Origin of the sequence: Aminobacter anthyllidis, from assembly GCF_018555685.1 — a bacterium.
In the GTDB taxonomy this organism is placed as follows: Bacteria; Pseudomonadota; Alphaproteobacteria; order Rhizobiales; family Rhizobiaceae; genus Aminobacter; species Aminobacter anthyllidis.
The window spans coordinates 62738-77442 of sequence record NZ_JAFLWW010000007.1 but is presented as its reverse complement, the minus strand read 5'-3'; the positions used below and the strand labels follow the sequence as shown (position 1 = coordinate 77442).

Annotated in this window: 13 protein-coding genes; 11 read left to right on the top strand and 2 right to left on the bottom strand. The window is 62.1% G+C overall.

Going from position 1 to position 14705, the window contains the following annotated elements; genetic code table 11:
- The first annotated feature begins 423 nt into the window (after positions 1-423).
- From nifA to panD, 11 genes are all read left to right on the top strand, one after another.
- Positions 424-2238, top strand: coding sequence for a nif-specific transcriptional activator NifA (gene nifA, locus J1C56_RS23270; protein ID WP_420797426.1), 1815 nt, complete (start codon positions 424-426; stop codon positions 2236-2238).
- Positions 2239-2814: 576 nt separating this feature from the next.
- Positions 2815-3774: an NUDIX hydrolase gene (locus tag J1C56_RS23265; protein ID WP_214392426.1), complete on the top strand. Its 960-nt coding sequence runs from the start codon at positions 2815-2817 to the stop codon at positions 3772-3774.
- 64 nt (positions 3775-3838) lie between these two features.
- A complete protein-coding gene (gene nadA, locus J1C56_RS23260; RefSeq protein ID WP_214392425.1) occupies positions 3839-4813 on the top strand; it encodes a quinolinate synthase NadA in 975 nt (324 codons plus the stop codon).
- Entirely contained in the window at positions 4810-6351 is a 1542-nt protein-coding gene (locus J1C56_RS23255) for an L-aspartate oxidase (protein ID WP_214392424.1), read from the top strand. Before nadA ends, J1C56_RS23255 begins: the two co-directional genes overlap by 4 nt.
- A 1-nt stretch (position 6352) precedes the next feature.
- The gene (gene nadC / locus J1C56_RS23250; protein ID WP_214392423.1) at positions 6353-7234 is read left to right on the top strand and encodes a carboxylating nicotinate-nucleotide diphosphorylase; all 882 of its coding nucleotides are present in this window, start codon (positions 6353-6355) and stop codon (positions 7232-7234) included.
- 503 nt (positions 7235-7737) lie between these two features.
- Positions 7738-8733 (top strand): biotin synthase BioB, encoded by a 996-nt coding sequence (gene bioB, locus J1C56_RS23245; RefSeq protein ID WP_214392422.1) that lies wholly within the window; start codon positions 7738-7740, stop codon positions 8731-8733.
- Positions 8730-9869: an 8-amino-7-oxononanoate synthase gene (locus J1C56_RS23240; protein WP_214392421.1), complete on the top strand. Its 1140-nt coding sequence runs from the start codon at positions 8730-8732 to the stop codon at positions 9867-9869. Before bioB ends, J1C56_RS23240 begins: the two co-directional genes overlap by 4 nt.
- 11 nt (positions 9870-9880) lie before the next feature.
- Entirely contained in the window at positions 9881-10516 is a 636-nt protein-coding gene (gene bioD / locus J1C56_RS23235) for a dethiobiotin synthase (protein ID WP_214392420.1), read from the top strand.
- Positions 10516-11781 (top strand): adenosylmethionine--8-amino-7-oxononanoate transaminase, encoded by a 1266-nt coding sequence (locus J1C56_RS23230; RefSeq protein ID WP_214392419.1) that lies wholly within the window; start codon positions 10516-10518, stop codon positions 11779-11781. Before bioD ends, J1C56_RS23230 begins: the two co-directional genes overlap by 1 nt.
- Positions 11778-12761 (top strand): beta-ketoacyl-ACP synthase III, encoded by a 984-nt coding sequence (locus tag J1C56_RS23225; protein WP_214392418.1) that lies wholly within the window; start codon positions 11778-11780, stop codon positions 12759-12761. The genes J1C56_RS23230 and J1C56_RS23225 overlap by 4 nt, the downstream gene beginning before the upstream one ends.
- A gap of 56 nt (positions 12762-12817) precedes the next feature.
- A complete protein-coding gene (gene panD / locus J1C56_RS23220) occupies positions 12818-13270 on the top strand; it encodes an aspartate 1-decarboxylase (RefSeq protein ID WP_006333949.1) in 453 nt (150 codons plus the stop codon).
- Between the two features lie 178 nt (positions 13271-13448).
- On the opposite strand, the gene J1C56_RS23215 is transcribed toward panD, so the two are convergent.
- Together J1C56_RS23215 and J1C56_RS23210 are read right to left on the bottom strand one after the other, a co-directional pair.
- Positions 13449-13655 carry a hypothetical protein gene (locus J1C56_RS23215; RefSeq protein ID WP_214392417.1) on the bottom strand — a complete coding sequence of 69 codons (207 nt, stop codon included), beginning with the start codon at positions 13653-13655 and terminating at the stop codon, positions 13449-13451.
- A gap of 51 nt (positions 13656-13706) precedes the next feature.
- Positions 13707-13898, bottom strand: coding sequence for a hypothetical protein (locus J1C56_RS23210; protein WP_010913541.1), 192 nt, complete (start codon positions 13896-13898; stop codon positions 13707-13709).
- Positions 13899-14705: the final 807 nt, after the last annotated feature.

Here is a 14705-nt window from a genome sequence, read left to right as displayed (position 1 = left end):
CAGTCAGCCGAGAACGACGACCCGCACTTCATGAAGAGAGAGGAAAGCCATGCGTCAAGCATCGCTCCGCTTTGCGATCGACCGCATGACGCCGCCCCATCTTGCCAGGGCCGTACTTGCTCGCGGCCCGGGCCTGACTGGCATCGACATTAGCTATCATCTCGATGGCAATTTCATTGCGCGCGAAAAGCCGGCTGCAGACGTCCGTCTTGCCGACGGATCAATCGTCACGACTATCTTCATCAACGCCTTTTCGTGTTTCAATGAATCCCCGCGTGCAAGGGCGAGGCGAGCAAACTCGTCGATTGTGCGGCCTGCGGAGCGAAGACGCCGACGAATGCGATTCGCCAAGGACATCCACACGCTGGACAATAGGCGCACTTGCCTCGGGCATCGATTTCATGGCGCGAGATGGATGATCACATGGAACACGATACTCGCAACTCCGAGCAAAGTGCCAGGCAGATCTCGTCACGCTGCATATCGCTTCCAAAAATGAAAAGGCCCAATTCAAAGTCCGAGATGAATGACGTGGTCCCTATTGTGCCGTTGCACGAGAGGGCGCCGGACATCTTTGAAACGTCGACAGCGCTCACCGCTCCCTCTGGGCTGGAAGCCACGTTGTCCAACGTCGTCGACCTCCTGCCATCGTTGGTGCAGGTGCGGCACGGCATCATCTCGCTCTGCGACGGTGCCGGCATACCGGACATGACCGTCGGCGCCGGCTGGAGCGAAGGCAGCGATGAGCGCTACCGCAAGCATCTGCCACGGGCGGCGATCGACCAGATCATAACGACGGGCATGGCGCTCGTCGCCGAGGACATAGCGTTGGATCCGGCTTTCAACGCCGCCGACAAGGACGTGCTCGGGGCGTCCGACAACATGAAAGTGTCGTTCATCGGCGTACCCATTCGCGTCGATGCGAACGTCGTGGGCACGCTGACCATCGACCGCATCCTGGACAACAAATCAGGCTCCCTCCTCGATTACGACCTGCGCCTCCTTACCACAATCGCTAATCTGGTTGGACAGACAGTGAAGCTGCATCGCCTGTTCGCGTCCGACCGCGAGCGACTGATGGCCGAGAAAATCCGGATGCAAAAGCAATTCGGCGAACTCAAGCAGCCTGGGCATGAGGGCAAAAGGGCTCATGTCAAGGGGATCATTGGCGACAGCCCGGCGCTGCGCGGGCTGCTCGAGAAGGTCGCGTTAGTAGCCAGGTCCAACAGCACCGTTTTGCTGCGCGGGGAATCGGGGACCGGCAAGGAGCTGGTCGCCAAGGCCGTTCACGAGATGTCGGGACGCGCCAAGCGGCCGTTCATCAAGCTCAATTGCGCAGCGCTCCCTGAGACAGTCCTGGAATCCGAACTGTTCGGTCACGAAAAGGGTGCCTTTACCAGTGCATTCAACTCGCGCAAGGGGCGCTTTGAGCTCGCCGACAAGGGAACGTTGTTTCTGGACGAGATCGGTGAGATTTCGGCCTCGTTCCAGGCAAAGCTGCTGCGCGTGCTGCAGGAGCAGGAGTTCGAGCGCGTCGGCAGCAACCAGACGATTAAGGTCGACGTTCGCGTGATTGCCGCCACGAACAGGAACCTGGAAGACGCGGTTGCAAGGAACGAGTTTCGCGCCGACCTTTATTATCGCATCAGCGTTGTTCCCTTGCTGGTGCCGCCATTGCGCGAAAGGCGCGGTGATATTCCGCTCCTTGCCGCTGAGTTTCTCAAGAATTTCAACAGCGAGAACGGCCGTACGATGGTCTTCGATGCGAGTGCGACTGAAGTGCTGATGAACTGTGCTTTTCCCGGAAATGTCCGCGAGCTTGAAAATTGCGTGCAGCGGACAGCGACCCTGGCAGCGGGAGCGTCAATCGGCAGAAACGACTTTGACTGCTGCCATGGCCGATGCCTTTCCGCGATGCTATGGAAGCACGCATCGAAGGAAACTGCGCCGAAATCGGAGCCGATCGCACCATCGCCACTGAACCCGGCCATGCAATCGTCTGGTGCTTTTGCTTCGGCCGCCATTGGGGTCCCGCCCGTCGACAGCGAGCAGGCACTGCCAGCGCCTGTTCGGCTAGGCCTCGTAAGCGACGCGAAGATGACCGATCGCGAGCGTCTCATCGCGGCCATGGAAAGATCCGGCTGGGTACAGGCAAAGGCAGCGCGCCTGCTTGGACTGACGCCGCGCCAGATTGGTTACGCGCTGAGGAAATACGGTATCGAGATCAAGAATCTCTGAACCTGCTGTCGGACTTCAAGCGGGGCCGCGAGATAGCGCGCGAGGCGAATAGCTGGGACAAATTAGCGTTGATTGGTACGGCTCGGACCTCCGTCGGTGAGGCGTTGCAGCCCTCCTGTTGGCGCCGGCCGCAATCCACGGCCCGCTCGACCGCACGGCGCTTGGTATCCCAGTCATGTTGGCGCAAACGCAGCGCCGTCATGGTCGGTCCGATGGCCATGTCGCTCCGCCGGCCCCGTGCCGGATGTCTCGCCATTGAAACGGAGAACAGTACGCCGTCAACCAACCTTACCGGAGTGGTGTAGGTCGTCAGGCAGATAAGCGCCGTGCTGCCTTTCGCGCACGCATATCCGGCGGCGTGATCGCCTTTGACGACACCTCCGACGCTCAATCGACGTCTCTCCTCACCCAGCGTCACCCACGGCGAGTGTCGCGTTTGGCATATTTTTGTGCAGGTTCGAAGAGGTAAAGTCGCCACAGCGCGTGGTGTTGACGCGACGATTGGTATGATAAACAACAGAACTAAATCGGTTTAGACAGCTCGCGCGGAGATCTAACCCAAGTGGCTCAGGAACCATGGATCAGGCCAAAGGACCAAGGAAAGGCAGAACCATAGGCAAGACCAACAATGTCAACGCCGACCTGATCGCAGTCGTGGTCGCCGTGAACGACGCTGGACCATGTGTTCTGACCATCGAACAGGGGGCCGCTCTTCCCTCGGGCCCGTTTGAGCTCGCTCATCGTTCGCTCCAGTCGGGGCTTAGGGCATGGGTGGAACTGCAGACCGGTCAGCCTCTCGGTTATATCGAGCAGCTCTACACCTTTGCCGATCGCGATCGGGTCGGCGCCAACCAGCGCGTGATCTCGATCAGCTATCTCGCACTCACCCGCGAAGAAGATGCGGGCGCCTCGGGCAGGCGCAGTTGGGCCAGCTGGTACGACTATTTCCCGTGGGAGGATCATCGGTCCGGCAGGCCCCCGATAGTGCTGGAAGAATTGCGGCCGCGCCTTATCGAATGGGCGGACGGCGCGGACGACGGCGCGACGCGCTTCGATCGCCGACGGCGAGCGGCGGTTGCCTTTGCCTTGGACGGCCGGGCATGGAACGAAGAGCTCGCGCTGCAGCGCTACGAGCTGCTCTACGAAGCCGCCCTGGTGGAGGAAGCAAAGCGCGGCGGAGTTTCGGCCATCCTCGCTTCGGTGCCGGGCAGATCGATGATCGCCGATCACCGCCGCATTCTGGCAACGGCTATTGCGCGACTGCGCTCCAAAATCAAATACCGGCCTGTTGTGTTCGAACTGATGCCGCCGCTCTTCACGCTTTTGCAGCTACAGCGAACTGTGGAGGCGCTCTCCGGCAGGCTCATCAACAAGCCGAACTTTCGCCGGCTCATAGAGCAGCAGGAACTGGTTGAGAAGACCGGGGCGACGACCGCCGAGACCGGCGGCCGGCCTGCGCAGCTCTACCGCTTCCACCATACTATTCTCGACGAGAGGCCTGTGGCCGGCACAAAATTACCGCTCCCACGGGCTTGACACCCCTTATAGTCACAACGATTATATATATCTTATAATCAGATCGACTATAACTGGAGGCTCGATGAGTGCCGTCCTGCCTTCGAGCGCCTCACTGTACGACCGCGTTCGGCGCGTTATCCCACCGATCGAGTGGTCGGTCTTCGTCGAGGATATCGACGCAATCCTGAATCTGAAGCGACAGCGCAATGCGGTCATCCTGGCGCATAACTACCAGACGCCGGAGATTTTTCACTGCGTGGCTGACATCGTTGGCGACAGCCTGGCGCTGGCCCGCGAGGCGATGACAGTCGACGCCGATGTGATCGTGATCGCCGGCGTGCATTTCATGGCAGAAACAGCCAAGTTGCTCAATCCCGACAAGACAGTGCTCATACCGGATCTCGACGCCGGCTGCTCGCTGGCGGACTCGATCACCGCCGAAGACGTACGCCTGATGCGGCAGCGCTATCCGTCCGTTCCGGTCGTCACTTACGTCAACACCTCCGCCGCGGTGAAAGCCGAGTCAGACATCTGCTGCACCTCGGGCAACGCGCTCGCAGTGGTGAAGTCGCTCCGGGTCCCGCGCGTGATCATGCTGCCCGATGAATATCTGGCAAAGAACATCGCGGCGCAAACCAAAGTCGAGATCATCGCCTGGAACGGGCGCTGCGAGGTGCATGAACGCTTCACGGCGGCCGACATCCGCGAGCTGCGTGAGGCCCATCCCGGCATCAGTGTACTTGCCCATCCCGAATGTCCGCCTGAAGTGGTCGCGGAAGCCGACTTCGCCGGCTCGACGGCGGCGATGTCCGACTATGTCGCGCGGCATAGGCCGGCGCGTGTGGTGCTGATGACGGAATGTTCCATGAGCGACAACGTCGCGGTCGAGCATCCGGAAGTAGATTTCGTGCGCCCATGCAATCTGTGCCCGCACATGAAGCGCATCACGCTCGCCAACATCCGGACCGCGCTCGAGGAGAACCGCCACGTCGTCACGATCGATCCTCATGTCGCTGAACGGGCCCGCTGGGCTGTGGAACGCATGCTCTTTGTATGACGGCGGACATCCATCACATTGGCGGAGCGCCGGTCATCATCGGCGCTGGCATCGCCGGGCTCATGACGGCGCTACACCTGGCGCCGCAACCAGTCGTCCTTCTGTCCGGAACCCCGCTCGGAACCGAAGCCTCGAGCACCCTCGCGCAGGGCGGCCTCGCAGCGAGTCTGGGGGAGGACGACAGCCCCGACCTGCACCTCGCCGATACGCTTGCTGCCGGCGATGGGCTTTGCGACGAACAAATGGCCAGGCGGGTGGTAGACGCCGCACCTCAAGCCGTCGAGAATCTCATTCGTCTTGGTACTCCTTTCGACCGCTCGCTAGACGGGAGGCTGCAGCTGGGCCTGGAAGCGGCGCATTCGCGTCGCCGCATCGTGCACGCCGCCGGCGACGCAACCGGCCGCGAGTTGTTTCGGGCGCTGCTCGGCGTGGCGCGGCGAACCCGTTCGATCACGATCATGGAAGGCATGACAGCGCTTCGCTTGGTTGTCGCGGAAGGCAGCATTGTAGGGGTGGTGGCTGCCCTGCACGGCGGCGTGTTCGCATTGCCCACACGCCGCGTGGTGCTGGCCACCGGTGGGATGGGCGGCCTGTTTTGCGACACAACCAATCCGCTCTCCTCATTCGGGCATGGCCTGGCGCTGGCCGCCTGCGCGGGCGCGGAACTGGCCGATCTCGAATTCGTGCAATTCCACCCGACGGCCCTCGACATTGCGCGCCGGCCAATGCCGCTTGTCAGCGAAGCAGTGCGTGGCGAAGGCGCGGTGCTGATCGATGAGCACGGCCATCGCTTCCTGGCAGACACGCCCGGGGCAGAACTCGCATCGCGCGATGTGGTCGCGCGGGCGATCTCGGATCAGCTCGCAGCCGGGCATGGCGTCTATCTCGATGCCCGACATTGTCTCGGGCAGAAATTCGCAAGACGCTTTCCGGCAATCGACGCTATTTGCAAGCATGCCGGCATCGATCCGGCGGTGGAACCCATTCCCGTACGGCCCGCTGCTCACTATCACATGGGCGGCGTGGCCGTTGACGCCGAGGGGCGAACTTCCGTTAGCGGCCTGTGGGCCTGTGGCGAAGTCGCATGCACAGGACTGCATGGCGCCAACCGGCTTGCCAGCAACTCGCTGACCGAAGCGGTTGCAACCGCCGCCTGGGTGGCTGAAAGCGTCGCGGGTACGTCTGCGGGTTGGCAGTGGCCTAGGCTTCCGGCAACTGTTCCCATCCGGCCCGACCCTTCACCTATTCGCCCGATTGTGTCCAATGCGCTTGGCATTGTTCGGAATGGGAAATCATTGTGCGACACGGTCGCGACACTGCTGCCGATCTCTGTTTGCGAGACGGCCGCGGCCGATCCGGCCCTGGTGGCATTGTTGATGGCGATCGCCGCCCTTCGGCGCGAGGAGAGCCGCGGCTCCCACTTTCGATCCGATTTCCCCGGGCGCGATGCCGCCGCCCTCCCCTCACGATTGACGCTCTGCACAGCTTTTGAGAATGCCGTCACGCTCAGATGGCAAGCATCCGAACGGAGCCGTTGACATGACTTCACTTGCACCACTTCCCCAGATCATCATGGAGCCCATCGTGCGTTCTGCCCTGCTTGAAGACCTGGGCAGAGCCGGCGACATCACGAGCGATGCGATCATCCCCGCCGATTGCAAAGCGACGCTGGCGTTGAATGCCCGGCAGGCAGGCGTTGTTGCCGGGCTCGACCTGGTCATGTTTGCCTTCCTGCTGGTCGATCCCGGGATCAGCATCCAGCTGCGGTGTCCTGAGGGCGGCAAGGTTTCGGCCGGCCAGACCATCGCGATCGTAAACGGGCCGGCGCGCAGCCTGCTGACGGCGGAGCGGACGGCGCTCAATTTCTTATGCAAACTCAGCGGCATCGCGACGGCAACGGCTACGCTCGTAAACGCGGTGAGGGGCCATAACGCAAAAATCGTGTGCACACGCAAAACGACGCCCGGCCTGCGTGTCCTGGAAAAGTATGCGGTACGAGCGGGCGGCGGTGCCAATCACCGCTTCGCGCTCGACGACGCCGTGCTGATCAAGGACAACCACATCGCCATTGCCGGCGATATCCGCACCGCAATCGAGCGGGCGCGCAGCGCCATCGGTCACATGGTCAAGATCGAGGTCGAGGTCGACAGGCTGGACCAGTTGGAGATCGCGCTTACAGCGGGCGTCGACGCCGTGCTCCTCGACAACATGTCGGTCGAGGGCCTTGCGCAGGCTGTGGCTATGGTCGGTGGCCGCGCGATCACCGAGGCTTCGGGCCGGGTAACGCGGGCGAGTGCCCCCGCAATTGCGGCGACCGGCGTCGACCTCATATCGGTCGGCTGGCTTACCCACAGCGCGCCCATTCTCGACATTGGTCTCGACATGCCGGCCGACCGAAATTGCAACAGGCATCTGAACTGATGGAGAGGACATGAACCGGGATCGCAGGAACTCCTTTGGTCGCAGGCTAACCTGCGTCAGCACGTCCCCGGTTCCACCAACAGCCGACGCAAGCCTTCTCGGCGCCAGGCGACACGCTTCAACAACGGAGGCGGGAGGGACGGACCAGCAAGGCACAGAAAGCCGCGTCGCAGTCCTTGGCGTCATCATCTGCCGACTCGACGAGATGCGCCAGTTGGCGGCCTCTCACGGGCTGGAACTTCTGAGTTATCTGCTGGACGTCGCCTTCACCGAATCCTGCGACGCGATCAGAAAGGAGCATTCCTGTGCTCAGAGTAAAATAACGGAAACCGTAATCCCCACGGATGACGTGAGTTGAGCCTGCGGGCAGCAGTTGGAGAGTCCGCTCAAGAGCGCCACCAGTCGCGTTTCGATAGAAGACTTCCCGCTGGCATGCGCCTTGTCTTCAGCATCCACTGCAACGCTCCAGGTCAAGGACGGAAGATTATGGAGAACAAGACCTTATGAACGAACTCAGCCCAGACCTGACCTCGGATCCAATCGGTTGGGCGCTTCCCCCTTGGACGCGAGCGGAAGCCCAAGCGCTCCACGACGCGCCATTCAACGACCTTTTGTTTCAGGCCCAGACCCTTCACCGGCAGAATTTCGATCCCAACAAGGTCCAGCTCAGCCGGCTTCTCAGCATCAAAACAGGCGGATGCCCGGAGGATTGCGGCTATTGCAGCCAATCGGCACATCACGAAAGCGGGTTGAAGGCGTCAAAGCTGATGGAGGTCCGGCGCGTCATCGCCGAGGCGACCAAGGCCCGTGACGCCGGCGCCACCCGCTATTGCATGGGCGCTGCCTGGCGAAACCCGAAGGCGCGCGACATGGACGCGGTGGTGGCGATGGTCGAGGGTGTCAAGGCACTCGGTATGGAGACCTGCATGACGCTCGGCATGCTCGATCTTGAGCAGGCCGCTCGTCTGAAACAGGCCGGTCTCGACTACTACAACCACAACATCGACACCTCCGAGCGCTATTACTCAGAGATCATCTCGACGCGCACGTTTGCCGATCGGCTGGATACGCTCGCCAATGTCCGCGACAGCGGCATTAAGGTCTGTTGCGGCGGCATTGTCGGCATGGGCGAAGAGCCGGTGGACCGGATCGACATGCTGGTGACGCTGGCCAACCTGCCGGAGCACCCGGAAAGCGTGCCGATCAACATGCTCATCCCGATCGAGGGCACCCCGCTTGCCGAGGCTAAACCCATCGAGCCGATCGAATTCGTGCGCGTCATCGCGCTGGCGCGCATCATGATGCCGAAATCGCATGTCCGACTCTCCGCCGGCCGCACCGCCATGACCGATGAAATGCAGGCGCTGTGCTTTTTTGCCGGCGCCAACTCGATCTTCGTCGGCGACACACTGCTGACGGCGGACAATCCCGGCGAAGACAAGGATACTCTGCTGTTCCAGCGTCTCGGCATCGAGCCGATGGAAATCGGCACGCAATGAACGAGGCACTTCTTGCCCGGTATGACGCGTCCTTGCGCGGACTGGCGCGCAAGGACCGGCTGCGCACAATTGCACCGCGCGCCGGGCTCGACTTCTCGTCGAACGACTATCTCGGGCTTGCCGCCTCCAAAAGACTTGGCGAAGCGGTGGCGGCGGCGATTGCGCGGGGGACGCCGGTCGGCGCGACCGGATCGCGGTTGTTAAGGGGCAACTCACCGGAGCACGAGGCCCTGGAGGCAGACGCCGCGACGTTCTTCGGCGCCGAACGCGCGCTGTTCTTCGGCAGCGGCTATATCGCCAACTTCGCTCTGCTGACGACGCTGCCGCAAAAGGGCGACCTCTTGATCCTCGACGAGCTTGCTCATGCCAGCATGCATGAGGGGGCCCGCGCTGGCCGCGCCGAGTTCAAGCTCGCCGCGCATAACGACATCGATGCTGTCGAGGATGCGATCACGCGCTGGCGCGCCGAAGGCGGCACCGGGCGCGTCTGGATCGCGGTCGAAAGCCTCTACAGCATGGATGGCGACCGCGCCCCGATGGCGCGCCTTATCGCGCTTGCCGATCGGCACGAGGCATTCCTCGTCGTCGACGAGGCGCATGCCACCGGCATCTGGGGACCGGACGGCCGCGGGCTGGCCGCCGCTTTCGAGGGCCGCGACAACATTGTCGCACTTCACACATGCGGCAAGGCGCTCGGCGCGTCCGGCGCACTCGTCACCGGGCCGGGAACGCTATGCGACTATCTCGTCAACCGCTGCCGGCCATTCATCTACGCCACCGCGCCGTCGCCTCTGATGGCGGTGGCAGTGCGCGAAGCGCTGGCCATGCTGTCCGACGAGCCCCAACGCCGTGTCCAGCTGCAGGAGCGCGTAGCCTTCGCGGGCCGCCAATTGGCCGAGCGCTGCGGCATGAAGCCCAGCGGCTCGCAGATCCAGCCCTTTGTCATCGGCGACAACAGGCGCACCATGGCGGTGGCGGCGGCGCTGCAGACGCGCGGCTTCGACATACGCGGCATTCGTCCGCCGACCGTACCCGAGGGCACATCGCGGCTGCGCATTTCGCTGACGCTCAACGTCGACGAAGCCGACATTTCAGCGATGGTCGAGGCGCTCGTTGAGGTGTTGGCCCAAACATGATCGGAGGCGACATGACCAAGCGCATCGTCATCACCGGAACAGATACCGGAATCGGCAAGACGGTGTTTTCGGCGGGATTGGCCGGCTTCCTCAACGGCTTCTACTGGAAGCCGGTGCAGTCGGGCCTCGACGGCGAGACCGACAGCGAGGTTGTTGCGCGGCTTGCCGGCCTTCCGCCGGGGCGCGTGCTGCCGGAAGTGTATCGCCTGAAGGAGCCGCTGTCGCCGCATCGTTCGGCCGAACTCGATGGCGTCGCGATAGACGTGGCAAGGCTCTCGCTTCCGGACTTGCCGGGTCCGATCGTCATCGAAGGTGCCGGGGGACTGATGGTGCCGCTCAACCGGCGGACCAAGTTCATCGACATATTCGCTCAGTGGCGGGTGCCGATCATCCTGTGCGCCCGTACCAAGCTCGGCACCATCAATCACACCTTGTTGTCGATCGAGGCCCTGCGGGCTCGCTCGATCCCGCTCGTCGGCATCGCCTTCATCGGCGATGAAGTGGCCGATACGCAAAGGACAATCGTGGAATTCAGCGGCATACGCCAGCTTGGCAGGCTGCCGCTGCTCGATCCGCTGACGAGTGAGACGCTGAGGGAAGCGATGGTTGCCGGCTTCGACCTCGCAGCGATCGCAGGAGGCGAGTGATGTCGCAGTCTCAAGTCTGGCATCCGTTCACCCAGCACGCGCTCGAGCCGGCTATCCCTGAAATCGTCAGGACGGAAGGCGCCTATCTCTACAAGGCTGACGGCACACGTATCCTGGACGCCATTTCGTCCTGGTGGGTCGTCACGCATGGCCACCGCCATCCCCGCATCATCAGGGCCATCGAGACGACCGCGTCGAGCCTCGACCAGATCATCTTCGCGGGCTTCACCCACGAGCCAGCCGAACGCTTGGCCAGGGCGCTTGTCGGGCTCGCTCCCACCGGTCTCGACTGGGTGTTTTATTCCGACAGCGGCTCGACCTCAGTCGAAGTCGCGCTGAAGATGGCGCTCGGCTATTTCCGCAACATCGGCGCGCCGCGCTCGCGCATCGTCGTCATGGAGCACAGCTATCATGGCGACACCATCGGCACGATGAGCGTCGGCGCCCGAGGCGTGTTCAACGCCGCCTACGAGCCCTTGCTGTTCGAGGTCGACACAATCCCCTTCCCGGCCTCCGGGCGCGAGCAGGAAACGCTGGATCGTTTCGAGGCCGTCAGCCGTGACCGGCGCGCGGCCGCGCTGATCGTCGAGCCGCTCGTGCTTGGCGCCGGCGGCATGCTGATGTATCCGGCATGGGTTCTGGCCGAGTTGAAGAAGATCGCTGAGGCCTCCGGCACACTGCTGATCGCCGACGAAGTGATGACCGGCTGGGGACGCACCGGGACCATGTTCGCCTGCGAGCAGGCGTCGATCTCGCCGGACATCCTGTGCACCTCGAAAGGGCTGACGGGCGGCGTGATCCCGCTGGCCGCCACGCTTGCGACCGATGCCATCTTCCAGGCCCACTATTCGATGGACCGCAAGAAGACGTTTTTCCACTCGAGTTCCTACACCGCCAATCCGATGGCCTGCGCGGCAGCCCTCGCCAATGTCGAGATCTGGCATGACGAGCCGGTGGCCGAGCGGGTCGCGGCCCTGAGCGCGAGGCAGGCCGCCGGGCTTCAGCGCTTTCGCGACAATGCCAACTTCACCGACAGCCGGGCGACCGGCACGATCGCGGCCCTCGATCTGCGCACTGGCTCAGCCGGTTACCTGGCCGAGATTGGGCCAAAGCTGCGCGCATTCTTCCTCGAGCGCGGCATGCTCGTGCGCCCGCTCGGCAACGTCCTCTATCTTCTGCCGCCCTATTGCATCACCGGCGAGGAATTGGACGGGCTCCATGACGCCATCGAGGAGGCCGGCGAACGCTTCGGCACAAAGCCATGAGCGGATCGTCGCGCGTCCTCGGGTTTGGTCATCATGCGCCGTCGCGCAAGGTCGAGAACCCGGAAATTGAAGACCGTCTCGGGCTTGAACCCGGCTGGATCGAGCGGCGCACCGGCATTCGCTCGCGCTTCTGGGCAACCGACGAAGACACGCTGTCGGGCCTTGCCGCGCAAGCCGGCGACATGGCGCTGGCGAATGCCGGCATCGACCGGAGCGACATCGGTCTTCTGTTGCTCGCCACCTCGACCCCCGACCACCTTCTGCCACCAAGTGCGCCGCTGGTCGCACATCGGCTGGGGCTCGGCCGGGCCGGCGCTATCGATCTCACCGGCGCCTGCGCCGGCTTCATCTATGCGCTGATGTTCGCTGACGGATTCACCCGGCTGCATGGCAAGGTGAGCCTCGTCATCGCCGCCAACATCCTTAGCCGCCGCATCAATCCCGCCGAGCGCGCCAGCGCCGTGCTGTTTGCCGATGCTGCTGGCGCCGTGGTGATTGGTCCGTGCGATAAACCGGATCGAGGCATTCTCGGCGCTTCGGTGAATTCCGACGGATCGCGCTATGGGTTGATCCAGATTCCCGCCGGCGGAAGCAACACCCCGTTCCATGGCGACCTCGATCTCGAGCAAACCCGCATGACGATCACCGACGGCCGCGAAGTGTTCGCCAAGGCGGTTGAGATGATGACTGCCTGCTCGCAGGACGCACTCGCGGCGGCCCGGATGCGGCCGCAGGACATCGATCGGTTCGTACCGCACCAGGCCAATGCCCGCATTTTCGATGCGGTCGGGCGAAACCTCGGCATCGCCGATCACACGATCGTCAAGTCGATCTCCGAATACGGCAATTCTTCTGCCGCGACGATCCCGCTGTCGCTGTCGCTCGCTCATCGCACGCAGCCGTTTGGGGCGGGAGAGAAGGTTCTTCTAGCGGCTGCGGGTGCGGGCCTCAGCGGAGGTGCGCTCGTCATTGGAATTTAGTCGCGCGAACCGGCTGCCAACATTCACCTTGTATGATGATGAGGACAACAGAACCAATGCGAAAACTAGTCGCCGGCAAGCTGCACGGCATCCATGTCACCGAAGCGAACCTCAATTACCATGGATCGATAACGCTCGACCCCGACCACTGCGAGGCAGCCGGGATCCTGCCGATGGAATTCGTGGAGATATGGAACAAGAATTCCGGTGCGCGGATTTCGACCTATGTCATCCTCGGCGAGCGCGGTTCACGGTGCTGCATCCTCAACGGAGCGGCGGCTCGCACCTGTCAGCCCGACGACCCAATTATCGTCTGCAACTCCATCTACCTGGACGAAGCGCATATCACCTCGCTGAAGCCGCGCATCGTCACGTTCGACCAGGATAACTACATACTCGACCGCCTGAGCTACTCCGTCGATCTTGACACAGACGGCCGTTACAGTTTCTCGATCCTTGATGAGGCGAATGAAGCTTTGGCAATTCCAGCCTTGGTCTCCGGGGCGTGAGCCGCGCTCCGCAGATGTGCGAGCCTCGGCACTGAAGAGCGTCTGGTCTAAGACTCGACGAAGTTGCTGAAAAAGGCCGATGCCTACTGCGCCTTGGGCACCGTGGGCCTTCGTGGGATGGCGCAATGTCTCGCAGCTGCTGATCCGCGAACAGCGGTTTGCATGTCTGACCCTTGTCTCAGGTTACTTGCGGTGGCGGCTTGCAAATTCTTTCTGCTTTCTCAAGCGCCGCGGCTGGGTCCTTGACGACCTGGCTTTTCATGATCTTTGCCGCCGTGTCGATCAAGCAGGCCACCGTCTTCCGCATCGGCAGCGGTGCCAAACCATCATCGCGAATATGGCTAGCCGAACGGCCGCAAGCAGCATTGAGGTGGGCCTTCGGCAAAGTGTTTCCCGCCGGCGCCAAGGCTCGCCAGCCATCCGACGCCTGATCGCGTTACATATCAGGTTCGTCGATCGGTGGCTTGGCAGCAAGACCGAGCCTGGCTCGTTGGCCATCGGCGTAATTTTCGGCGGGAAACTGTGTCTTGAACCGAAGAACTGTCAGTTTGCCGTCCTCGACAATATGAACAACCCATCCCCCACCACAACGCTTGACGCGCACGTCATTAGGTTCGCCAGCCACCATTGCTGCCCCTCATTTTCGTTGCCCTTGGGCTGAGACTGGAAGTCGTTCCCGCACATCGGAAAACATAGGACCTTACGTAACGTCAAGCCCCGATTTTGGGATAGCCGATGCCTTGTCGATTTCAGGGTGACGGCGATTCTGGTCCGCAACGTCCGTGAGTGCTCAAATCGATTTAGATGCGCAGATTTTGCATGTTAATTCAGCCTTGTTATCCACAACTAACGTGAATGGGAACGCGTATTCAGTCCGAGTACCTCTGCAAAAAATCTGCCGCTCTGGTGAGGGGAGCGGGCGATCAGGGCGTGTGAGGTGCTGACGTCAAACGCGAGATTCCGGAAGATTGATAAAATCGTTTGTTTCGATGAGATGCATCCACCCTGTGGATAGAAATACAGTCCCATGAACGGGCAAGCCTCTGGTGCGGGAGATGATGCTAAAGGAGACATCCCGCATGGCCACTCCACGCAAAAGCTCGGCACGTCTCGGCGCTACCAAATGCTCAGCCCCTCACCTCGCTCTCTACGGTGCGACGAAGCGCGCTGGCAGATCGCGGAAGGCACAATGGTTACCGATCCGCAGGGTGGATTCATCCTGTGGGTCGAGCCTCCGAACACCATCGATTGGCTCGACTCTTTCAGGGCTGCATCGTCCGGAAAATCGTGATCGCCCACCCTCTTGTCTTGACTAGCCCCAGCCTAGGGCTTATCTCGTCGCATTGTTAGCGCTCGCCCTTGGTGAGTGCTAACCGCAGGCCGGCATAGCCGAGCTTTGTAAGTTATCCGGCGTCGCCGGACGCTTTTCTCACCG